20 protein-coding genes are annotated in these 20569 nt (G+C 70.2%); 14 read left to right on the forward strand and 6 right to left on the reverse strand.

The genetic code is table 11. The features are described from left to right. Positions 1–106 precede the first annotated feature (106 nt). The 6 genes from ACSMXR_RS32215 to ACSMXR_RS32240 form a co-directional block, all read right to left on the reverse strand. Positions 107–433, reverse strand: a complete 327-nt coding sequence (locus tag ACSMXR_RS32215) for an excalibur calcium-binding domain-containing protein (protein WP_473170498.1) — start codon at positions 431–433, stop codon at positions 107–109. A gap of 100 nt (positions 434–533) precedes the next feature. Next, entirely contained in the window at positions 534–1094 is a 561-nt protein-coding gene (locus tag ACSMXR_RS32220) for a nitroreductase family protein (RefSeq protein WP_137228705.1), read from the reverse strand. A 163-nt stretch (positions 1095–1257) separates the two neighbouring features. Further along, positions 1258–2472: an acyl-CoA dehydrogenase family protein gene (locus tag ACSMXR_RS32225; RefSeq protein ID WP_137228703.1), complete on the reverse strand. Its 1215-nt coding sequence runs from the start codon at positions 2470–2472 to the stop codon at positions 1258–1260. A gap of 4 nt (positions 2473–2476) precedes the next feature. Further along, on the reverse strand, positions 2477–2950 hold the full coding sequence (locus ACSMXR_RS32230; RefSeq protein WP_473170499.1) for an SCP2 sterol-binding domain-containing protein: 474 nt from the start codon (positions 2948–2950) through the stop codon (positions 2477–2479). A 105-nt stretch (positions 2951–3055) separates the two neighbouring features. Further along, positions 3056–3319 carry a hypothetical protein gene (locus ACSMXR_RS32235; RefSeq protein ID WP_030076261.1) on the reverse strand — a complete coding sequence of 88 codons (264 nt, stop codon included), beginning with the start codon at positions 3317–3319 and terminating at the stop codon, positions 3056–3058. 201 nt (positions 3320–3520) lie between these two features. Continuing rightward, positions 3521–4735, reverse strand: a complete 1215-nt coding sequence (locus ACSMXR_RS32240) for a PucR-like N-terminal domain-containing protein (protein WP_030076262.1) — start codon at positions 4733–4735, stop codon at positions 3521–3523. An 810-nt stretch (positions 4736–5545) separates the two neighbouring features. Here ACSMXR_RS32240 and ACSMXR_RS32245 point away from each other — a divergent pair. From ACSMXR_RS32245 to ACSMXR_RS32310, 14 genes are all read left to right on the forward strand, one after another. Further along, positions 5546–6481 (forward strand): hypothetical protein, encoded by a 936-nt coding sequence (locus ACSMXR_RS32245; RefSeq protein ID WP_218524038.1) that lies wholly within the window; start codon positions 5546–5548, stop codon positions 6479–6481. 165 nt (positions 6482–6646) lie between these two features. Continuing rightward, complete coding sequence (locus ACSMXR_RS32250; protein WP_137228698.1) at positions 6647–7303, forward strand: hypothetical protein; 657 nt, start codon at positions 6647–6649, stop codon at positions 7301–7303. Between the two features lie 482 nt (positions 7304–7785). Then, entirely contained in the window at positions 7786–9276 is a 1491-nt protein-coding gene (locus tag ACSMXR_RS32255; RefSeq protein ID WP_473170500.1) for a DUF6801 domain-containing protein, read from the forward strand. Between the two features lie 481 nt (positions 9277–9757). Then, entirely contained in the window at positions 9758–10744 is a 987-nt protein-coding gene (locus ACSMXR_RS32260; RefSeq protein ID WP_364886888.1) for an ABC transporter ATP-binding protein, read from the forward strand. Beyond that, positions 10741–11622, forward strand: a complete 882-nt coding sequence (locus ACSMXR_RS32265) for an MlaE family ABC transporter permease (RefSeq protein WP_381793149.1) — start codon at positions 10741–10743, stop codon at positions 11620–11622. Before ACSMXR_RS32260 ends, ACSMXR_RS32265 begins: the two co-directional genes overlap by 4 nt. Positions 11623–11625: 3 nt before the next feature. Then, the gene (locus ACSMXR_RS32270; RefSeq protein ID WP_097867568.1) at positions 11626–12429 is read left to right on the forward strand and encodes an MlaE family ABC transporter permease; all 804 of its coding nucleotides are present in this window, start codon (positions 11626–11628) and stop codon (positions 12427–12429) included. Then, positions 12429–13724 carry an MCE family protein gene (locus ACSMXR_RS32275; protein ID WP_381909028.1) on the forward strand — a complete coding sequence of 432 codons (1296 nt, stop codon included), beginning with the start codon at positions 12429–12431 and terminating at the stop codon, positions 13722–13724. Before ACSMXR_RS32270 ends, ACSMXR_RS32275 begins: the two co-directional genes overlap by 1 nt. Further along, complete coding sequence (locus ACSMXR_RS32280; RefSeq protein WP_364886898.1) at positions 13721–14752, forward strand: MCE family protein; 1032 nt, start codon at positions 13721–13723, stop codon at positions 14750–14752. The genes ACSMXR_RS32275 and ACSMXR_RS32280 overlap by 4 nt, the downstream gene beginning before the upstream one ends. Continuing rightward, complete coding sequence (locus ACSMXR_RS32285) at positions 14749–15768, forward strand: MCE family protein (RefSeq protein WP_218524033.1); 1020 nt, start codon at positions 14749–14751, stop codon at positions 15766–15768. Before ACSMXR_RS32280 ends, ACSMXR_RS32285 begins: the two co-directional genes overlap by 4 nt. Position 15769: 1 nt before the next feature. After that, positions 15770–16900: an MCE family protein gene (locus ACSMXR_RS32290; RefSeq protein ID WP_473170501.1), complete on the forward strand. Its 1131-nt coding sequence runs from the start codon at positions 15770–15772 to the stop codon at positions 16898–16900. Further along, positions 16897–18138 (forward strand): MCE family protein, encoded by a 1242-nt coding sequence (locus ACSMXR_RS32295; protein ID WP_473170502.1) that lies wholly within the window; start codon positions 16897–16899, stop codon positions 18136–18138. The genes ACSMXR_RS32290 and ACSMXR_RS32295 overlap by 4 nt, the downstream gene beginning before the upstream one ends. Continuing rightward, entirely contained in the window at positions 18135–19370 is a 1236-nt protein-coding gene (locus ACSMXR_RS32300) for an MCE family protein (protein WP_137228674.1), read from the forward strand. Before ACSMXR_RS32295 ends, ACSMXR_RS32300 begins: the two co-directional genes overlap by 4 nt. Then, complete coding sequence (locus ACSMXR_RS32305) at positions 19367–19888, forward strand: hypothetical protein (protein WP_381855301.1); 522 nt, start codon at positions 19367–19369, stop codon at positions 19886–19888. The genes ACSMXR_RS32300 and ACSMXR_RS32305 overlap by 4 nt, the downstream gene beginning before the upstream one ends. 23 nt (positions 19889–19911) lie before the next feature. Further along, positions 19912–20532 (forward strand): hypothetical protein, encoded by a 621-nt coding sequence (locus tag ACSMXR_RS32310; protein WP_240805777.1) that lies wholly within the window; start codon positions 19912–19914, stop codon positions 20530–20532. The last annotated feature ends 37 nt before the right edge of the window (positions 20533–20569 follow it).

Genomic DNA, 20569 nt, shown 5'->3' on the forward strand with positions numbered 1-20569 from the left:
ACGACCCCTGCCGCCGGGGCCGGAGGCCGAAGTCCGGGCTTCGGTTCCGGTGCCGTCGGACGAGTCAGGGCGACGAGAATCACATATGCCGACGTCCTGCTCCCCCCTATTCGCAGCCCACTCCATCGCCGTCACGGTCCAGATGCCGCCCGTACCCGGGCTGCCCGGACCGGATGGGCGCGACACCGGCGGCGCCGGAGGCGTCGTCCCGGGCGACGGGCTTCTTCGCGGGCTCCGGCTCCGGGGGAGCGGCGGTGACCGTGACCCGCACCTTCTTGACCTTCGTGACGGTCGGGGCCGGTTCCGGAGTCGCGGTCACTGTGACCTTCGCCGTCTCCGTGACCGTGACGGTCGGACCGGGTTTCGTCTTCGCCGCGACGGTGCGCACTTCTTGCGGCTGTTCACCGGTGGCGCCGATCCCGACACCGAGCACGAACAACGCACCGGCCGCCGGGAGTACGACACGCGCGCGCGACCCGACCCGACCGGAAGAGAAGGCCTGGCCGCGGCCGATCAGCAGGCGATCCGGCCTGCTACTCCGACGGTGACCACGGAGCGGAGAGCATGTGCGCAACGCTGTGCCGGTCACGGCCTTCCGCTGGCCCACCGGCCGCCTTCCCCACCGCGACCATGGAGACGATCGCCCAGCCCGGGTTCGGGTCCAGCTCCGTGGTGAGCTTTTCCAGGTCGAAGGCCCGGAATTGGTGTGCGGCCAGTCCCATGGCCTGGGCCTGAACAGTCATATGGGCGACGGCCTGACCGAGGTCGTAGTCCGCGAACTCGGAGTGGAGCAGCTGCGTGTCATCGATGTGCCGGCGTGTCAGCGTGACGACGAGCAGGCCCGCGTCCGTCGCCCAGCGGGCCGAGCTCGGCGCCAGGTGAGGGAGTATCCGGTCGTACTCCGGCTCACCGGGCCTGCCCGGGAAGAAGCCCCAGGGCTGGGAGTTCCCCGCCGACGGCGCCCACCGTGCGGCTTCCAGCAGCAGCCCGAGGGCCTGGTCGTCGACAACCGCCGACGGATCGAACCGGTAGGGGCTGAAGCGTTCGGCGAGCAGCGGGTGGATGCCGCTGGGCGGCCCCTGGGGATGGGTCATGTGTCGCTGCAACCGGCCGCCGCGCGTGCCTATTCCGGCCGGTGCGAGCGCAGGCGCCCGTCAGGCCGGGCGATCCGACCTCTGCGGGAGGGATGCCGCGTCCGACCCGCTCGCCCTGGTCGGGGAGGCCGTCGCGGCGCGGCACGACCCCCTCCCCTCCTCCTCAGCGGATGTGCCGCCCCGAGATCGCCCGCGCGATCACCAGCCGCTGGATCTCGCTCGTCCCCTCGAAGATGGTGTAGATCTTCGCGTCGCGGTACATCCGCTCCACCGGATGCTCCCGGCTGTAGCCCGCGCCGCCGAGGATCTGGACCGCCTTCTCCGTTGCCGCGACCGCGAGTTCGCCGGCCCGCAGCTTCGACATGGAGCCCTGGCCCGCGTCGAAGGTGCGGTCGTTGCGGGCCATCCAGGCGGCCTGCCAGATCAGCAGGCGTACGGCTTCGATCTCGGTACGGATGTCGGCCAGGGCGAAGGCGATCGACTGGTTCTCGATGATCGGCCTGCCGAACGCCTCGCGTTCACCGGCGTATTCCAGGGCGTATTCGTAGGCGGCCCGCGCGATGCCGAGTGCCTGCGCGGCGACGGTCGGGCGGCTGACCTCGAACGTCGCCATGGCCGCCTGGCCCTTGGCGGTGGTGCCCTCGCGGGCCCTGGCGAGGCGGGCGTCCAGCTTCTCCTTGCCGCCGAGCAGGCAGTGGCCCGGCACGGTGACCTCGTCGAGGAAGAGGTCCGCCGTGTGCGAGGCGCGCAGGCCGAGCTTCTTGACCGTGCGGCCCGCCGTCAGGCCCTTCGTGCCGGGCGGCACGATGAACGCGGCCTGTCCGCGGGAGCCGAGCGACGGGTCGACCGAGGCGACCACGACATGGACCTCGGCGATGCCGCCGTTGGTGATCCACGCCTTCTGACCGGAGATCACCCACTCGTCGCTCGCCTCGACGTAGCGCGCCTTCGTCGTCATCGCGGAGACGTCGGATCCGGCGCCCGGTTCGGAGACGCAGAAGGCGGCGACCTTCGGATCGTCCTCGTCGCCGTAGCACTGCGGCACCCACTCGGCGAGCTGGTCCGGGGTGCCGGAGGCGAAGATTCCGGCGACCGCGAGCGAGGTGCCGAACAGGGCCATGCCGATGCCCGCGTCGCCCCAGAACAGCTCCTCGTTGGCGATCTGGAGGGACAGCCCGGTCGGGTCCCCGTACAGGTCGGCGAGCGACTCGAAACCGTACAGACCGATCCGCGCGGCCTCCTGGATCACCGGCCAGGGGGTCTCCTCGCGGGCGTCCCACTCGGCGGCGGCCGGGCGGACCACCTGGGCGGCGAAGCCGTGCACCCAGTTACGGAGGTCCTGCTGCTCCTCGGTCAGGGCGAGGGAGAAGAAGCTCATGCCCTCACGCCTTCGGGATGTCGAAGTAGCGGGTCAGGCCGGAGGCGAGGCCGACATCACCGGCGACCTTCAGCTTGCGCGTCATGAACATCGTGACCGGATTGCCGTTGCCGGAGACCAGTTTGAGGAACTCGGCGTCGCCCATCACCAGTGTGGTGCGGGGTTCGGCGTCGGAGCGTCCGGAGGTGACCCGGCAGGCGCCGTCGGCTATCGCCGTCTCGTAGACCACGTCGTCCTCGCCGGTGATCTTCCAGCGGATCAGTGCGGTGAGGCCGCCGGCCGCGTCGGGCCGGAACTGCTGCCGCATCCGGCCGAAGACCTCGCCGAGTATCCGGGTGCGCAGCTCGCCCCGCATGACCTCGGCGAGCTGCTTGGCGGACAGCCCCTTGACGATCCGTGCGAACTCCTCGGGCCTGACCGCCGCGAAGTCGAGCCCGGCCAGACCGTCGGTGAGGTTGCCGCTGCTGGTTCCGTCCACGCCAATTCCTTACTCCGGAGTAAACTTACTTTGGAGTAAGGTAAGGGGAGCGGCGGCGGGTCGCAAGGCCGGTCCGCCGTCGAGGCGCTCGACGGGGACGCGGGTTCAGAAGGGTGAGCCGGGCAGGACCGCCAGTCGCGGATGGTGCGCGGCCAGCACCTTGTTGGCGCGGGCCAGGTCGGACAGGGCCTGCTCCCGGTCGGCCTGGTCCTCGACGCCGAGCCGGGGGCCGCGGAACCTGCGGACCTCGCGGGCCGCGCAGTCGGCGTCGAACTCCGCCTGGAGGATGTGCGGCGGAATGCACGAACCGATCAGCGCGGCGACCCGGTCCGGGATCGGCACGGGGACGAGGAGGTGCGAGGCGGTCATGGGGTGTTCCCTCTCGGATGGTTGGCCAGGAGGCGGTGCACGGGGCCTGTCGCCTGATGGGCGGCAGGTTCCTTCCTGTGTACGGGACGCGGTTCCGGGTTTCTCGTCGGATACGTCTCCGTGTCGCAACCGTTTGGGACTGACCGTCTATTTCGCCTTACGCGCCGGTAAGTTGACCCGACGCGCCGAACGTGATCCGGATCAGGGGGATGTGCCGGTGGCGCGGGACCGCAGGCGCAGTGCCCGTAACACCGCCTCGGTGGCGAAACGGCTCTCGGGATCGACGAGTTGGTCACCGAAGATGGTCTCCAGGCTCCGCATGCGGTAACGCACGGTCTGCGGGTGGACATCCAGCAGCGCGCCCATCTGCGCCGCCGTGCCCCGGGTGTCGAGCCAGATCCGCAGCGTCTCGACCAGCCGGTCCCGGCGGGTGGCGCTGATCCCCGCGACGGCGGCCAGCTCCCGCTGGGCGAGCTGGTCCAGCAGGGCGGGGTCGGACAGCAGCCACAGGGTGATGAGGTGGTCCTCGCAGCGGATCAGCGGGGCGTCGTCGATCACGCCGGAGTCGACGAGCTCCAGGACCCGGCGGGCCCAGCGGATCGACTCGCAGGCCAGCGCGGTCGGCACGGTCAGGCCGATCGCCGCACGGCCGGCCGGCAGGGCCTGTTCCAGCATGGATCTTCGCGCGTCGTCCAGCGCTCCCGGGACGAGCAGGTGCGGCTGCGGGGCGCTCAGGTCGACGAGCAGGTCACGGTCCGCGCTGAGCCGGTCCAGCTCCGCCGGGGCGCGCACGGCGATCAGCGTGACCTCCTCCGGCAGCGGCCAGCCGACCTGCTCGCACAGATCGGCGATGGCGCTGCCCGGGGCCGGGCGCCCGGCGAGGATCAGGTGGAGCAGACGGCGGCGCAGCGCCTCGCTGTGCTCGCCCGACTGGGACTGCACCTCCAGGAATCCTTCGCGGGAAAGCGATTCCAGTTCGTCGACGTAGGCGAAGAGCGCGTCGGCGAAACTCAGCATCAGCGTGGGGGAGAGGTGATAGCTCTGCCCGACCTTCTTCGCCCGCCGCAACGCCACCCGCGCGCCCAGCCGGTAGGCCCCCTGGAGGGTGTCCATGCTCCGGCCCTCGTACGCCTCGAACCGCCCGAAGCGCCGGCACATGTCGTCCCGGAGCGTGGTGGAGGAGGAGGGCTCGGCCACCAGATCGACGAAGGAGGCGAGGCTCTGCTCCACGCCCACCCGGATGGCCTGCCCGTTCGGCCCGTCGAGCAGTCGGGCGTATTCCGGATACGCCCGGGTGACCTCGACGCCGATTTCCTTGATGAGGCTGGGCAGTTCGGGCCGCATGATCGCCGCGAATTCCTGGGGAAGCGGCCCCAGCGGGTCCTCGGTGTCCAGCGGCTGTATGAGATGTGCCATGACATGTCCCCTTGCTCTCGGCGCCCGGTGGGGGTGAGGCGGTGGGGGGAAAGCGCTCCCACGAACCGACAGGTGCGTACCAAGTTCGCGACGAAGATAGACCAAGGAACTGGCACTGCACACCACTTGGACAAGATCGAAGTGCAAGGGGCACACATCCTGGCCGCACTGTGCGACTTCCGTGCAGGTCGGGCCGTACTGCGCGCTTTCGGACAATGAATTTCGGCCGCCTGCTCCGGTGATGACAACAAAGCCGTTCCGTGACGGCCGAGTTGTTCCCGACCCCGGTGTACGCGGGGCCGGTCGGCGCCCGAGATGGCCGCGCGCACGGGCGTCTCACCACGGCGAACGCGGGTGAACAGTCCCTCCCGGGCGGGTATTTCCGGCCGTATGGCCGAATCTCGGACCGTCCGTGAGCGAACGGAGGCGGGACTTCCGCAGTCCCTCGTTCCGCGCACCCCGGATGCGCACGACGCGCGGGGTTCCGGTCGCCACCGGGTAATTCCACGCCGCCGCGTACGCATTCCTTGACAAGGGCACGGCACTCCGATGCTCATTTCCGGATCAAAAAGAGTGCTGCACAAAGAATCTTAGACGGACGGATTGTGTCGCCCTGTTTCCCGCGAGTAACATCACGCCTCGATCAATTCGGTCACGAAATCTGCCCGAAATTTTATGCTCCGATCCTCCGCCCCCGGGCCCACCCGAGGCTCCATCACCGTCGACGTCCGTCGCGGTGCGGGCATGCGTTGCAGAACCGGTCAACTTCGTGCACGAGGCCGCGCCACGGCGGCCGACAGAGGGGACGACATGAGATCCGTTTCCAATCGAACCCGCGTAGGTCTGCTCGCGGCATTCACGGCGTTCAGCGCTCTGCTCTCCACCGGATCGGCCACCGCCGCCACCCAGCTCAACGGCGACTGGGCGCCCTTCGACCGCTGCCCGGTGGACGCACCCGCCATGCTGGCAGCGGACGGCATCAACACCATCGCCACCTGCATAGCGTCGAGTTCGGCCACCGGATCCATCACGCTGGGCAAGACGGAGGTGGCCACCGGAAAGACCGATCTGCAGCTCGGAGTCGTCCAGCGCGCCGACGGCACCGCCGCACTGGTGGCCCCGCCCGAGGGGGCGCTGACCGCCGACCCGGCGGAGATCCCGGGCGGGCTGCTCGGGCTGATGTGCCCCAGCGGAATTCCCCTCGTATCAGGAATCTGCCGTCAGCTCACCGACAACAATCTCAACCGGGTGACAGCCACCATCGAACCGGCCGGAGCGCCGCGCGACTTCAATATGAGCGCCGCCTTCTCCACCGGTGAGCCCATTCTCACCATCCCGGTCCGCATCCACCTCAAGAATCCGTTCCTGGGTGACAAGTGCTACATCGGGACCACCGCGAATCCGGTGCTCCTGAAGCCGCAGAACGTGACGGCGCCGACCCTCTCGCTCCAGCGGTTCTCGGCCGACGGAACCCCGAACGACGACCAGGGTGAGATGGGGCGCTACACCTTCGACGGCGCCGACCAGGGCGACGCGGCCTTCGCGGTGCCGGGTGCCAGCGGCTGCGGCGCCGGGCTCCTGGACTGGGCGGTGAACCTCAAGACCGGTCTGCCGTCCGCCGCCGGGAAGAACAGCGTCACCCTCGACGCCACCACGACCTACTTCGGCAGCCCCTACGACCCCGCCGGCCTCGCACCGGACGAGGGCCGGAAGCTGTCGGAATTCTGGCACTCCGCGAAGCGGTAGGCCTCACCCCCGGTGCGAGGAGGTGATGCGAGAGCCGCCCTCACGTCCAGCCCTGTGGACCCCGCCGCATGTGCCGCACCGTCCGGCACGGCGGACAACAGCGCACGAACCTCTCCAGTCACGTTCAGCCGAATCCCCAACGGGACGAGAAAAGGGAGTACCCCCATGTTCAAGCGAACCGGTTTCCTGACCGCGATCGGTGCCGCCGCGGCATCCGTGGTCCTGGCCGCCCCCTCGGCCGTCGCCGCGCCGTCCAGCTGGACGATCAGCCCGACCGGTGACTTCAACGGCACCGCCGGAGTGACCGTCCTGACCGACAACAACGGCAACAAGATCCAGTGTGCGACCTCGGCCGCCTCGGGCAACGCGCCGACCTCCCCGGTCGCCGGCAGCCCGGCCAAGCTCGCGTCCATCTCGGCGATCTCGTTCAACTCGCCGTGCACCGGGCCGTTCAGCTCCACCTGGACGGTGGCCACCACCCCGCCGTGGGAGATCTGGGGCCTGGACTACGCGGCGGGCGCCGGCACCAACTCCACGGGCCAGACGACCGGTGAGATCAGGGCGATCAAGGCGAAGGTGACCGGGAGCAGCATCCTCGGCCCCTGCACCTTCGACGTGACCGGCAAGGTCGCCGCCAAGTACAACAACCCGAGCGCGGGCGGCAGCAACGGCACCTTGAACACCACGGGCGGCGGGCTCACCCTGTCCATCGCCAACAAGGTCGGCGGCGGCTGCGGCATCGTCGGCACCACCGCCAGCTTCGAGGGTCTGTACACCATCGTGAACGCGGCATCGGGCCAGTCCCCGGTGATCAGCGGATGACCCACCGCCGCTGACGTCCCGTACCCGAGCGTCGTGCCCGGCCGTGCGCACCCGACGGCCGGGCACGACCGCGGCCGGGCGCGGCTGTGTCCGGGCACGACCGCGGCCGGGTGGCGCCCGGCCTGGCGCGACGCTCTTTTCGCGCACCCGCCGACAAGGGCGCGACTGCGGATTTGTCACCGTCTGCCAAACTCCGCGGGCCGGTGATCCGATCGGGAACCCGGCCCTTCCCAGGCGTCGTCGGCGTGCGTACCGTACCCGTCGGTAGGGGGATCCGAAGCCCGGCCGGGCCCCGGCCGGCGTACGGCGGAACCCGCCCGACGTACGGCCGCACCCGCCCGAGCCACAGCCGAACCGAACCCCGCCCGACGTCCGTTCGCGGTCCGCCCGGCCATCGCCGCGAGGCCGTCGCCGGGAAGCGGACCCGCTGTCCGCAGCCACCCCCTCCTCTGGGCCCACGCGCGCCGGAAGGACACACCCGTATGACCGTCGATGCACGCGCCGCAGCGAGACGACCGATCCACTGGGCCGTGGGCGGGGCGCTCGTCGTCGCCACCGCGCTCGTCCCCAGCGCCGAATCGGCCGCCGCGGAACAGAAGTCGGAGGTCGCCCTCCGCTACGCCTGCCCGTTCCCCTCCGGGCCCGAGGAGGTGGAGGTCACCGTCTCGGCGGTGCTGCCCACCTCGGTCCGTACGGGCGAGGAGATCCGCCCCGACCAGGTCTCGGTGGACGTCACCCTGCCGCCCACGGCGCTCGCCCGGTTCCGTGACCTCGACGCCGGGACCCTGTCGGCCGTCGCACGGCTCACCGTCCGCAACACCGTCGGCGACCGGTCCGCCGACGCCTCCTGGCAGGAGCTGACCGCTCCGCCCGTGCCGCTGCCCGACGAGGGCGAACTGGAGCTCACCGCCACCGGGGACGTGCCGACGGTCGCCTTCGGCAGCCCCGGACGCGCGACACTCGCCCCCGACGCACTCGCCCTCTCGCTCTCCTCCCGTACGGCCGACGGCGAGCCGACCGAGCCGCCGGGGCTCGACGTCGCCTGCGCACCGGTCCCTGGCCAGGAGCCCGAACTGGCCGCGATCACGGTCCGCGGCGACACCGACCCCACGGCCCCCGCCCCCCGCCCCGGGGAGAGCGACCCCGCACCGGAGCCCGAGCCCGGCCGGCCCGACGAGGGGCTGCCGCCCACCGCACGGGAGAAGATCGACGCCCTCACCGAGAAGCGGCGCGAAGCCCTCGCCGACGAGGACCCGGGCAGCTGCCCGATCGAGATCCCGCCCGAGTGGGTGATGACCACCGCCGAGACCTACGCGGCCGGTTACGCCAACGCCGCCAAGCTGGACGGCGCGGCGGCGCTGGGTCCCGCCTTCATGAAGGTGGTGCTCAACAAGCGCTACATCAACGACTCCTGCGCCTCCACCGTCGACGTCTCCTCGGAGGTGAACTTCGACTACGAGGGCCGCCGCCAACTCCCGCCGACGAAGGCCACGTTCCTCAGTTACGGATTCATGCCGACGACCGCGACCATGACGCTGGAGCAGGTCGGCCCCCCGGCCGCGATCCACACCCACACGGTCACCAACACGCCGACCTACCCGGAGGAGACGACGGTCACGGCCCAGCTCGTCATGCGGCTCTCCGATGTGAAGGTGAACGGGGTGCCCCTGGACGTGGGCCCCGACTGCCGCACGGAACGCCCCTTCGAGCAGGTGCTGCGGGGGTACGGGCAGAGCTATCCGCCGGCCGGCTATCTCGTGGCGTTCGGCGGCACCCTGACCGGCTACGCCCATATCCCGCCGTTCGAGGGCTGCGGTGTGGGCGAGGACCTCGACCCGATCTTCACCTCGGCCATCTCCAGCCCGGGCAAGAAGGCCGACAACTACACCAAGATGACGCAGGCGCCCCTGTGCGTGGCGACGAACCCGGAAGGGCCGGACTGCCCGCCGAGGGTGCCCGACCCCGAGCGGTGACCCGAATAGCCTCCGAGCCCTTCCGGTTCCACGGGACCGGAAGGGCTCTTTTCATGCCCGCCGGGCCGGTCCGCCGGGCCGGTCCGGCGGGCATGCGTTTCCTCATCATCCGACAGGTTTGACGGGCGGATTGCTCACCCGGCAACAATCCTTCGCTCCACATGAATTCTCGCCGAGGAAAATCTGTACCCAGTATTGCGAAGTCAGGTTACCGGCCCGTAGCGTCCCAGACGTGCCGATCGGGAACGCCCGGGTGCTTGCGCAGATTTCGACAAGGTCGGGGACCGGCTTTGTCACCGAATGACAAGTGATCCATTCTCAGCACCGCGTTCGTCGATCTCCGCTGTTCAACGGCTTGCCCTGGCGGTTTCGGCGGACATAACGTGCGCCCCCGGTGCATGTGTGACGAGCCGCCATCGCTTTTCTCAGAGCCGGAGCGCTTAACGATGAACACGTTCACCGCCACCTGGAGGGAGGGCCGATGGGAATCGAAGTAGTCGTCGAGGGCCTGACGAAGTCCTTCGGCAAGCAGAACATCTGGCAGGACGTCAGCCTCACCCTGCCCGCCGGTGAAGTGAGTGTCATGCTCGGTCCTTCCGGAACCGGAAAGACCGTTTTTCTGAAATCCATCATCGGGCTTCTGAAGCCCGAACAGGGACGCGTCCTCATCAACGGCGTCGACATGGTGAACAGCTCCGAGCGCGACATCATGGAGACCCGGAAGCTCTTCGGCCTCATGTTCCAGGACGGGGCTCTTTTCGGCTCGATGTCGCTCTTCGACAACATCGCCTTCCCGCTGCGCGAGCACACCCGCAAGAAGGAATCCGAGATCCGCCGCATCGTCATGGAGCGGATCGACATCGTCGGGCTCCTCGGCGCCGAGGGTAAACTGCCGGGCGAGATATCCGGCGGTATGCGCAAGCGGGCCGGCCTCGCCCGCGCCCTGGTCCTGGACCCGCAGATCATCCTCTGCGACGAGCCGGACTCCGGCCTCGACCCGGTCCGCACCGCCTATCTCTCGCAGCTCCTCATCGACCTCAACGCGCAGATCGACGCGACGATGCTCATCGTCACCCACAACCTCGACATCGCGGCCACCGTCCCCGACAACATGGGCATGCTGTTCTGCCGCAACCTCGTCACCTTCGGACCGCGCGAGGTGCTGCTCACCAGCGACACCCCGGTGGTCTCGCAGTTCCTCGCCGGACGCCGCGAAGGACCCATCGGCATGTCCGAGGAGAAGGACGCCGCCACGCTCGCCGCCGAGCAGCTGGGCGATACCGCACCGCTGCCCACCGGGCCCCGCACCGTCGTCCCCCAGCTGGAGCCCTCGCCCGGGATGCCCGTACGCCAGGGTGCGCTGCGCCGCCGCGAGCGGGTCATGTCGATGATGGGCCAGCTGCCGGAGGCCGCCCGTACGGCCATCCTCAACAGCTACACCCCGGCCGCGGGAGGTGCGCGCGCGTGACCGCCCCGATGCCGGTGCGGCCGCCCGAGCCGCCCGAGAAACCCCCGCCCGCCGCCTCCGGGAACGCCTCCGGGAAGACCCCCGGGAAGGCCCCTGAGCAGCGCCGGCCCTCCCGGCTGCTCGCGCCGCTCCGCGAGACCGGGAAGCTGTTCGCGCTCGCCGTCGCGGTGGCCCGGGCCATCTTCCGCCGACCGTTCCAGGTACGGGAGTTCATCGAGCAGTTCTGGTTCGTCGCGAGCGTCACCATCCTGCCCGCCGCCCTCGTCTCCATCCCGTTCGGCGCGGTCATCGCCCTCCAGGTCGGCTCGCTCACCCAGCAGCTCGGCGCCCAGTCCTTCACCGGCGGCGCCAGCGTCCTCGCGGTCATCCAGCAGGCGAGCCCGATCATCGTGGCGCTGCTGATCTCCGGCGCCGCCGGATCCGCGATCTGCGCCGACCTCGGTTCGCGCAAGATCCGCGAGGAGCTGGACGCGATGGAGGTCATGGGCGTCTCGCCCATCCAACGCCTCGTCGTCCCCCGGGTGTTGGCCACCATGCTCGTCGCCGTCCTGCTCAACGGGCTGATCTCGGTGGTCGGCACGCTCGGCGGTTACTTCTTCAACGTGATCATGCAGGACGGCACCCCGGGCGCGTACCTCGCGAGCTTCTCCGCCCTCGCCCAGCTGCCCGACCTCTACATCAGCGAGTTCAAGGCGCTCATCTTCGGCTTCATCGCGGGCATCGTCGCCGCCTACCGCGGCCTCAACCCGCGCGGCGGCCCCAAGGGCGTCGGCGACGCGGTCAACCAGTCCGTCGTCATCACCTTCATGCTGCTGTTCTTCGTGAACATGGTCCTCACGGCGATCTACCTCCAGATCGTCCCCGCGAAGGGGAGCTGACCGATGGCGATGCTCAGCTGGCTCGACCGATCGGGCGACCAACTCACCTTCTACGTCAAGGCGCTCGTCTGGATCCCGCGCACCCTGCGCCGCTATCTGCGGGAAGTGCAGCGGCTGTTGGCCGAGGTCGCCTTCGGCAGCGGCGGACTCGGCGTCATCGGCGGCACCATCGGCGTGATGGTCGCCATGACCCTGTTCACCGGCACGGTCGTCGGACTCCAGGGGTACGCGGCCCTCAACCAGATCGGCACCTCGGCGTTCACCGGATTCATCTCCGCCTACTTCAACACCCGGGAGATCGCCCCGCTGGTCGCCGGCCTCGCCCTCTCCGCCACCGTCGGCGCGGGCTTCACCGCGCAGCTCGGCGCGATGCGGATCAACGAGGAGGTCGACGCCCTGGAGGCGATGGGCGTGCGGTCCATGCCCTATCTCGTCACCACCCGGATCATCGCCGGAGTCGTCGCGATCATCCCGCTGTACGCGATCGGGCTGCTCTCCTCCTACGTCGCCTCCCGCTACATCACCATCTTCTTCAACGGGCAGTCGGCGGGCACCTACGACCACTACTTCAATCTCTTCCTCTCCCCGCAGGACGTCCTGCTGTCGGTGCTCAAGGTGCTGATCTTCAGCGTGCTGGTGATCCTCGCCCACTGCTACTACGGCTTCCACGCCACCGGCGGACCCGCCGGCGTGGGTGTGGCGGTCGGCCGGTCGGTGCGCAACGCCATCGTCCTCATCAGCGTCACCGACTTCTTCCTCTCGCTCGCCATCTGGGGCGCCACGACGACGGTGAAGGTGGCCGGCTGATGCGTACCTCCAGCACCCGCACGGTCCGCCGACGCCTGGCCGGAGTCACCTTCCTGCTGGTGCCCGCCGTCCTGGTGTGGGTCTCGGTCTCCGTGTACGAGAAGGACTTCACCGACGACGCCACCGTCACCGTCCGCACCGGATCGGTCGGCAACGAGATGCACGACAACGCCGACGTGAAACTGCGCGGCGTCGTCATCGGGCAGGTCCGCTCCATCGCCACCGACGGCGAGGGCGCCCGCCTCACCCTGGCCATCGACCGCGACAAGCTCGGGCAGATACCCGCCGACGTCACCGCCCAGATGCTGCCCACCACCCTCTTCGGCGCACGGTTCGTCGCGCTCGTCCCGCCCCGTATCCCCACGGGCTCCACACTGCGGGCCGGGGCCGTCATCCCGCAGGACCGCTCCTCCAACGCCATCGAGCTGGAACAGGTCCTGGACAACGTCCTGCCGCTGCTGACCGCCGTGAAGCCCGAGAAGCTCTCCGCCACCCTCAACGCCGTCTCCCAGGCACTGGAGGGGCGCGGTGAACGCCTCGGCGAGACGCTGACCACGCTGGACGGCCACCTGAAGAAGTTCAACCCCCAACTCCCCACCCTCAACGCCGACATCAAGGAACTCGTCAAGGTGAGCACGCTGTACGCGGACGCCGCCCCCGACGTCCTCGACGCACTGACCGACGCCACGGTCACCAGCTCCACCCTCGCCGACCAGGAGGCACGGCTCGCCGGCCTCTACGGCACCACCACGGCCGCCGCGCAGGACGTCACCTCCTTCCTGCGGGAGAACAAGGACAACCTCATCCGGCTCTCCGCATCGAGCCGCCCCTCCCTCGAACTCCTCGCCGAATACGCCGAGTCGTTCCCCTGCACCCTGCGCACCATGGCCGGCTTCGTGCCCGCCATGGACAAGGCCCTGGGCAAGGGAACCGACCGGCCGGGACTGCATGTGTCGGTCAAGGCCGTTGCGTCCAAGGGCAAGTACGTCCCCGGCAGGGACACCCCGGTCTACGACGCCACCGGCGGACCGCACTGCTACTCGGTGCCGTACGTCGGCAAGCACGCCCCGACCGCCGACACCCGCCGGGCCACCGACGTCACCGCACCGCCGGACACCCCCGACGGCGGCGACGGCACGGACACCGCGCTCGGACTGCCCAACTCGCCCCAGGAGTCCCGGCTCGTCAACGAACTGGTCGCGCCCTCGCTGAAGGTCCGGCCGGGAGACCTCGCCGACTGGAGCAGCGTGCTCATCGGCCCGGCCTTCCGCGGTGCGGAGGTGAAGCTCAAGTGAAACGCCGCTCGCTCGCCGGACCGATCACCAAGTCCCTCGTCTTCATCGTCGTCACCGTGCTGGCCACCACCGTCCTCGGACTCTCCATCGCCAATACGGGCGTCGGCGACACCACCACGTACAAGGCGCGGTTCACCGACGCCACCGGCCTCATTCCCGGCGACAGCGTCCGGATCGCCGGGGTGAAGGTCGGCCAGGTCGAATCCGTGAAGGTCGCCGACCGGCGGGTCGCCGAAGTCGCCTTCGCCGTACGGAGAGGACGCACCCTCCCCGCCTCGGTGACGGCGTCCATCAAATACCTCAACATGGTCGGCCAGCGGTACGTCGACCTCGACCAGGGAACAGGACCCGTCGGCCGGACCTTCGCGCCCGGGGACACCATCCCGCTCTCCCGCACCACCCCGGCGCTCGACCTCACCCAGCTCTTCAACGGCTTCCAGCCCCTGTTCGAAGGGCTCTCGCCGCCCGACGTCAACCAGCTCGCCGGCTCCATCGTCCAGGTCCTCCAGGGCGAGGGCGGCACCGTCGACAGCATCCTGCGGCACGTCGGATCGCTCACCACCACCGTCGCCGCCAAGGACAAGGTGATCGGCGAGGTGATCAAGAACCTCAACACGGTGCTCAAGACGGTCAACGACCGGGAGGCGGGCTTCGACGACCTCGTCGTCACCCTCCAGAAGCTCGTCACCGGCTTCTCCGGCGACCGCAAACCGCTCGGCGAGGCCATCACCGCGATGGGCGCGCTCACCACCGTCACCGCCGACCTCTTCCAGGACGGCAGAAAGCCGCTCAAGGACGACATCCGGCAACTCGGACGGCTCAGCGGCCAGTTGGAGAAGGGCACCCCGCAGATCGAGAACTTCCTCCAGAAGACCCCGGCCAAGATGGCGGCCATCACCCGGCTGACGTCCTACGGATCGTGGCTCAACCTCTACCTCTGCGAAGCGAAGGTCAGCGGCGTCACCCACGACGACGGCAGCACGCCGCCCACCGGCATCGCGATCACCCAACCGAGGTGCCTGGCATGAGAATCACCCCCATCCGGGAACGCAACCCGGTCGCCGTCGCCGTCGTCGGGCTCCTCGTCCTGGCGCTGGTCGGCCTCGCCGCCTGGCGCGCCGACTCGCTGCCCTTCCTCGACAGCGGCACCTCCTACAGCGCAGACTTCAGCGAATCCGCCGGACTCGCCGACGGCGACGAGGTACGGATCGCCGGAGTGAAGGTCGGCGAGGTCACCGGCGTCTCCCTCGACGGTGCGAAGGTCCGCGTCGACTTCCGGGTGAAGAACGCCTGGATCGGCGACTCCTCCACCGTGGGCATCGCCATCAAGACCCTGCTCGGCGAGAAGTACCTCGCCGTCGACCCCCTCGGCGACGCCCCGCAGGACCCCGGCTCCCGCATCACCGCGAGCCGCACCACCTCCCCGTACGACGTCACCCAGGCGTTCAACGGGCTCGGGGACACCATCGGCGAGATCGACACCGAACAGCTCGCCAAGAGCTTCGAGGCGATCTCCGCCACCTTCAAGGACTCCCCGCCCCACGTCCGCAGCGCCGCCGACGGGCTCTCCGCCCTCTCCCGTACGGTCTCCGAACGCGACGCCCAGCTCGCCACCCTGCTCCGCAGCAGCAAACAGCTCACCAAGACCCTCGCCGGAAAGAAGAGCAGCTTCGAAACGCTCCTGGAGGACGGCAACCTGCTGCTCGGCGAGATCCGGGCCCGCCGCGACTCCATCCACCTCCTGCTCACCGGCACCCGCGACCTCGGCACCCAGCTCGCCGGACTCGTCAAGGACAACGACAAACAGCTCGGGCCGACCCTGGACTCCCTCGGCCGGGTCACCGCCGTCCTGGTGAAGAACCGCAAGAGCCTGGACAAGGTCCTCGCCGCCACCGGCTCCTACAGCCGGCTCGTCGGCAACACCCTCGGCAGCGGGCGCTGGTTCGACAACTACGTCTGCGGCGTCGTGCCCAAGAACTACCTCCCCGCCGGCACACCCCCGGCGACCGGATGCATGCCACCCCGGCAGCAAGGGGGCCGCTGACATGAGACGCACCCGCATCATCGGCATCGGAGCCGGACTCGCCCTCGTCGCCGTCGCGGCCGCCACCGGCGTCAGCGCCCTGGAGGAGGACGGGAAGACCACCGTCACCGCCTACTTCGACCGGGCCACCGGCGTCTACGCCGGATCCGACCTGCGGATCCTCGGCGTCAAGGTCGGTACCGTCGACTCCGTCGAACCGCGCGGCAAGGAGGTGAAGGTCGTGCTGCGCCTCGACCGGGGCATCGACGTCCCCGAGGACGCCCACGCCGTCGTCGTCGCGCCCAGCCTCGTCGCCGACCGCTACATCCAGCTCGCCCCCGCCTACGACGGCGGCCCCCGCCTCGCCGACGACGCGGTCCTGCCCGCAGCCCGCAACGCCACCCCCGTCGAGGTCGACGAGCTGTACGCCTCCATCACCGAACTCTCCACCGCGCTCGGCCCCAACGGAGCCAACGCCGACGGGGCGCTCGCCCGGCTCCTGGACACCGGGGCGAAGAACCTCGACGGCAACGGCAAGGCCATCGGGGACTCCATCGAGCAGTTCGGCAAGGCCACCAAGACGCTCGACAAGAGCAGCGGCGACCTGTTCGACACCCTGGCCCACCTGCAGACGTTCACCACCATGCTCAAGGAGAACGACGGCAACGTCCGCAGTGCCGAACAGCAGCTGAACACGGTCACCTCCTTCCTCGCCGACGACAAGAAGAACCTCAGCGCCGCCCTCAAGGAACTCGGCACCGCCCTCGGCCAGGTCAAGGCGTTCATCGCGAAGAACCGCGGCGCGCTCAAGAAGAACGTCGAGGCCCTGGTGCCCGTCACCCAGGCCCTCGTCGACCAGCGCGCCTCGCTCGCCGAGGCGATGGACACCCTGCCGCTCGCCGCCGGAAACGTGCTCAACGCCTACGACCCGGCCAACCGCACCCTCAACGGGCGCACCAACCTCAACGAACTGTCCATGGGCGGACCGCTCGTCGACCCCGGGGCCGCCGAAGCGGCCGGCCGGCTCACCGGCCTCGCCCCCGTCGACGCGACCCGCCGCAAGGCCCTGCCCGTCCTGCCGCTGCCCGAGGTCGGCACGGTCTACGGCACCCCCGAGAAGCAGCCCGGCCAGCAGAAGGGGGCACGACGATGAACGACGACGCCCGGCGCAGACCCGTCGTACGGGCCGCCGTCTCAGCCGTGGCCCTGCTCGCCACCGGCGCCCTGATCGCCCTGGTCGTGGTCCGCCCCGACACCCCCTCCTTCACCGGCATCGAACAGATCCCGCTGCCCGGCGGCGCGGACCTCGGCGACCGCCCGTACGAGGTCACCGCCGAGTTCGGCGATGTCCTCAGCCTCGCCCCGCAGTCCTCGGTCAAGGTCAACGACGTGTCCGTCGGGCGCGTCACGAAGATCGCCCTCGCCCCGGACGGCTGGCGGGCCCGGGTCACCATGCGGGTCAACGGGAAGATCGAACTGCCCGCCAACGCGTACGCCCGGCTGGAGCAGTCCAGCCTGCTCGGCGAGAAGTTCATCCAGCTCGCCCCGCCCCCCGAGGGCACCGCACAGGGCTCGCTCGCCGCCGGCGGCCGCATCCCGCTCTCCCGCACCAACCGGAACCCGGAGGTCGAAGAGGTCTTCGGAGCCCTGTCCCTGCTCCTCAACGGCGGCGGCGTCAACCAGCTCAAGACCATCACCACCGAGCTGAACAAGGCGCTCGCCGGACAGGAACCGCAGATCCGCTCCATGCTCAAGCGGGTCGACACCCTCGTCACCAACCTGGACGAGAACAAGGGCGACATCACCAAGGCCCTCGACGGCGTCAACCGGCTCGCCGCCACCCTCGCCACCCGCAAGCAGGACGTCGGCACGGTCCTGACCGGGCTCAGCCCCGGACTCAAGGTCCTGGAGAAGCAGCGCGGCTCCCTGCTGACCATGCTGCGCTCCCTCGACACCCTCTCCACCGTGGCCGTCGACACGATCAACCGGAGCAAAGCCGACATGATCGCCGACCTCAAGGCGCTCGCCCCGACCCTCAAGGCGCTCGCCGACTCCGGCCAGGACCTTCCCGACTCCCTCCAGGTGCTGCTGACCTACCCCTTCACGGACGAGGTGCTGCGCGGCGTCAAGGGCGACTACCTCAACGTCTACCTGGACGTGACGGCCCTGCCCGGTACGCAGATCATCCCGCCGCTCACCCCGGACGAGCCCGGCATCCCGCTGCCCCCGGCCGAGGGCGAGGGCGCGGCGGCAGCGGCCCGCAGCACGCTCCCGCTGCCGCTCCCGGCCGTATCGGGCACACCGAGGACCACCGCTCCGGGCGCGCCGAAGACCGAGACACCGAAGACCACACCGGGCACGCCGAAGACCGAGAAGGAGGCGACACCGTGATCACCCTCGCCATCCGGCTGAAGAACCTCGCCTTCCTCGTCATCGCCGTCCTGGTCCTCGGCTATCTCGGTGTGCGGTACGCCGATCTCGGCCACTACGTCGGACTCCGCAGCTACTACACCGTCACGGTCCAACTCCCGCAGACGGGCGGCCTGTACACCCACTCCAACGTCACCTACCGGGGCGTCTCCGTGGGTCGCGTCGGCCCGATCGAGCTGACCGACGAGGGCGTCGAGGCGGAGCTGCGGATCGAGAAGGACGCCCCGCCGATCCCGGACAGCCTCACCGCCGTCGTCGCGAACCTCTCGGCGGTCGGCGAGCAGTACGTCGACCTGCGGCCCACCCGCGCGGACGGGCCCTACCTGGGCAACGGCTCGGTCATCGACGAGGCCGACACCACCATCCCCGCACCCCCGACCGACGTCCTCACCAGCGTCGACGACCTGGCGAGCTCGGTGGACCTGGAAAGCCTGCGGACCGTCGTCGAGGAGTTCGGAGCCGCCTTCGAAGGGCGCGGCGACGACCTCCAGGTCCTGCTGGACACCGGCGGCGACTTCATCGAGTCCGCCGACAAGGCCCTGCCGGTCACCACCCGGCTGATGGCCGACGGCGAGCGCGTCCTGCGGACCCAGGCCGAACAGGGGCAGGCCCTCAAGGGCTTCGCCTCGGGAGCCAAGGAACTGGCCGCCGAACTGAAGGGCTCCGACACCGATCTGCGCCGCCTGATCGCGACCACCCCGGACGCCGCCGTCCAGATCAGCGGACTGCTCCGCGACCTGGACCCGGCCTTCGGCGTCGTCGTCGCCAACCTCCTCACCACCTCGGAGGTCGCCGTCACCCGACAGCGCGGCCTGGAGGAACTCCTGGTGAAGCTGCCCGCCGTCGCCGCCGCCGGAGCGAGCGCGGTCGACGACGACGGGGCCCGGTTCGGCATGTCGGTCACCTTCTTCGAACCGCTGCCCTGCACCGCCGGCTACGGCGGCACGGTCTACCGCAACGGCCTCGACACCTCGGCCGGGCCCGCCGTGAACACCGCCGCCCGCTGCACCTCCTCGCCCGGCACCGGCATCAACGTCCGGGGCAGCGCCAACGCCCCCAAGGGCGGCCCGGTGCCGAAACCCGCCGTACCGGGCTCGATGAAGCTGCCCGGAACGGAGGCCGGCGCAGCCACAGCCGCGCAGCCGCCGACCGAAGGCATGGCCGGACTGCTCGGCCTGGGAGGCGGCTCATGACCCCCCGCACCCGAAGCCGGGCCGGCTGGGCCGTCCTGCTGGTCGCCGCGCTGCTCTGCGGCCTGGGGGCCTGGTCGTACGGGCAGGCCCGCGGCGACCGCTCTCTGGCCTACGCGAAGGCCCGCGACACCGCCCTGACCGAGGGCAAGCGGCATCTCGCCACGCTGAACAGCCTGGACGGCGAGAACGCGAAACGGGTCGACGAAGGGCTGCGGGCCTGGCTGGACTCCTCCACGGGCCCGCTCCACGACCAGCTGGAGCGGACCCGGAAGGCCGACGCGAAGTCCCTGACGACAGCGGGCGACACGGCCCGCGGCAAGGTCACATCGGCGGCGCTGACCGCACTGGACGAGCGCACGGGCACGGCGGAGCTGATCGCCACCGTGGACGTCCGGGTCACCCCGCGCACCGGCGCGGCCGGCACCCAGCGCAAGCGGTTCACGGCGACCCTCGCCCGTACGGCCGACGGCTGGAAGGTCAAGGCGCTCACGGCGATCGGAACGGGCGGCGGCCGATGAGGCCGCGGGGAGGAACGCCGACGATGAACAGCACGACGACGGACACGGACCTGGAGGCGGAGCACGCCGACGTCCCCGGCAACCGGGAGACCGAAACGGCTGATACGGCTGGACCGGTTGCGAAAGAAGAAGGCGACGCGCCCCGCCGCCGGTGGCCACGCGTCCTCGGCGTCCTGCTGACCGTCGCCCTGATCGCCACGGGCGCCGCCCTGTACGCCGAGGGCAGCCGGCTGCGCGACACACCGGCCACCGCGAACCTCGCCCTCACCGACGCGGAGGCCACCGCCCGCGTCACCGGCGACGTCAGCAGCGCGCTCGGGAAGATCTTCTCGTACGGTCCCGGGGCCACCGCCGTCACCAGGGCGGCGGCGAAAGAGGTCCTGGCGGGCAAGGCGCTCCAGCAGTACGCGGCGCTGTTCGGCCAGGTCGAGCGGCAGTCCACCGACCAGAAGCTGACGCTCACCACCGAGGTCGTCCGGGCCGGGGTGACCCGGCTGACCGGCAGCAGCGCCCACCTCCTGGTCTTCCTCGACCAGGTCTACGAGCGCCGGGGCCGCGCCCCCACGACCGCCTCCGCGCAGCTCACGGTGACGGCCGAACTGCGCGAGGGGCGCTGGTGGATCGTCGAGATCGGCTCCACATGACGGCGGCCCGGAGACGTTGGCGCACCGGTCCGGTTCG

It is taken from the genome of Streptomyces sp. DSM 106670 (genome assembly GCF_055792845.1).

Excerpts from the sequence above, each read along its gene's own strand:
- ACSMXR_RS32220 (WP_137228705.1), bottom strand. The coding sequence starts at position 1,094 with ATGACCCATCCCCAGGGGCCGCCCAGCGGCATCCACCCGCTGCTCGCC.
- ACSMXR_RS32240 (WP_030076262.1), bottom strand. The coding sequence starts at position 4,735 with ATGGCACATCTCATACAGCCGCTGGACACCGAGGACCCGCTGGGGCCG.
- ACSMXR_RS32225 (WP_137228703.1), bottom strand. The coding sequence starts at position 2,472 with ATGAGCTTCTTCTCCCTCGCCCTGACCGAGGAGCAGCAGGACCTCCGT.
- ACSMXR_RS32295 (WP_473170502.1), top strand. The coding sequence starts at position 16,897 with ATGAACGACGACGCCCGGCGCAGACCCGTCGTACGGGCCGCCGTCTCA.
- ACSMXR_RS32235 (WP_030076261.1), bottom strand. The coding sequence starts at position 3,319 with ATGACCGCCTCGCACCTCCTCGTCCCCGTGCCGATCCCGGACCGGGTC.
- ACSMXR_RS32255 (WP_473170500.1), top strand. The coding sequence starts at position 7,786 with ATGACCGTCGATGCACGCGCCGCAGCGAGACGACCGATCCACTGGGCC.
- ACSMXR_RS32245 (WP_218524038.1), top strand. The coding sequence starts at position 5,546 with ATGAGATCCGTTTCCAATCGAACCCGCGTAGGTCTGCTCGCGGCATTC.
- ACSMXR_RS32260 (WP_364886888.1), top strand. The coding sequence starts at position 9,758 with ATGGGAATCGAAGTAGTCGTCGAGGGCCTGACGAAGTCCTTCGGCAAG.
- ACSMXR_RS32310 (WP_240805777.1), top strand. The coding sequence starts at position 19,912 with ATGAACAGCACGACGACGGACACGGACCTGGAGGCGGAGCACGCCGAC.
- ACSMXR_RS32250 (WP_137228698.1), top strand. The coding sequence starts at position 6,647 with ATGTTCAAGCGAACCGGTTTCCTGACCGCGATCGGTGCCGCCGCGGCA.
- ACSMXR_RS32305 (WP_381855301.1), top strand. The coding sequence starts at position 19,367 with ATGACCCCCCGCACCCGAAGCCGGGCCGGCTGGGCCGTCCTGCTGGTC.
- ACSMXR_RS32270 (WP_097867568.1), top strand. The coding sequence starts at position 11,626 with ATGGCGATGCTCAGCTGGCTCGACCGATCGGGCGACCAACTCACCTTC.
- ACSMXR_RS32290 (WP_473170501.1), top strand. The coding sequence starts at position 15,770 with ATGAGACGCACCCGCATCATCGGCATCGGAGCCGGACTCGCCCTCGTC.
- ACSMXR_RS32275 (WP_381909028.1), top strand. The coding sequence starts at position 12,429 with ATGCGTACCTCCAGCACCCGCACGGTCCGCCGACGCCTGGCCGGAGTC.
- ACSMXR_RS32285 (WP_218524033.1), top strand. The coding sequence starts at position 14,749 with ATGAGAATCACCCCCATCCGGGAACGCAACCCGGTCGCCGTCGCCGTC.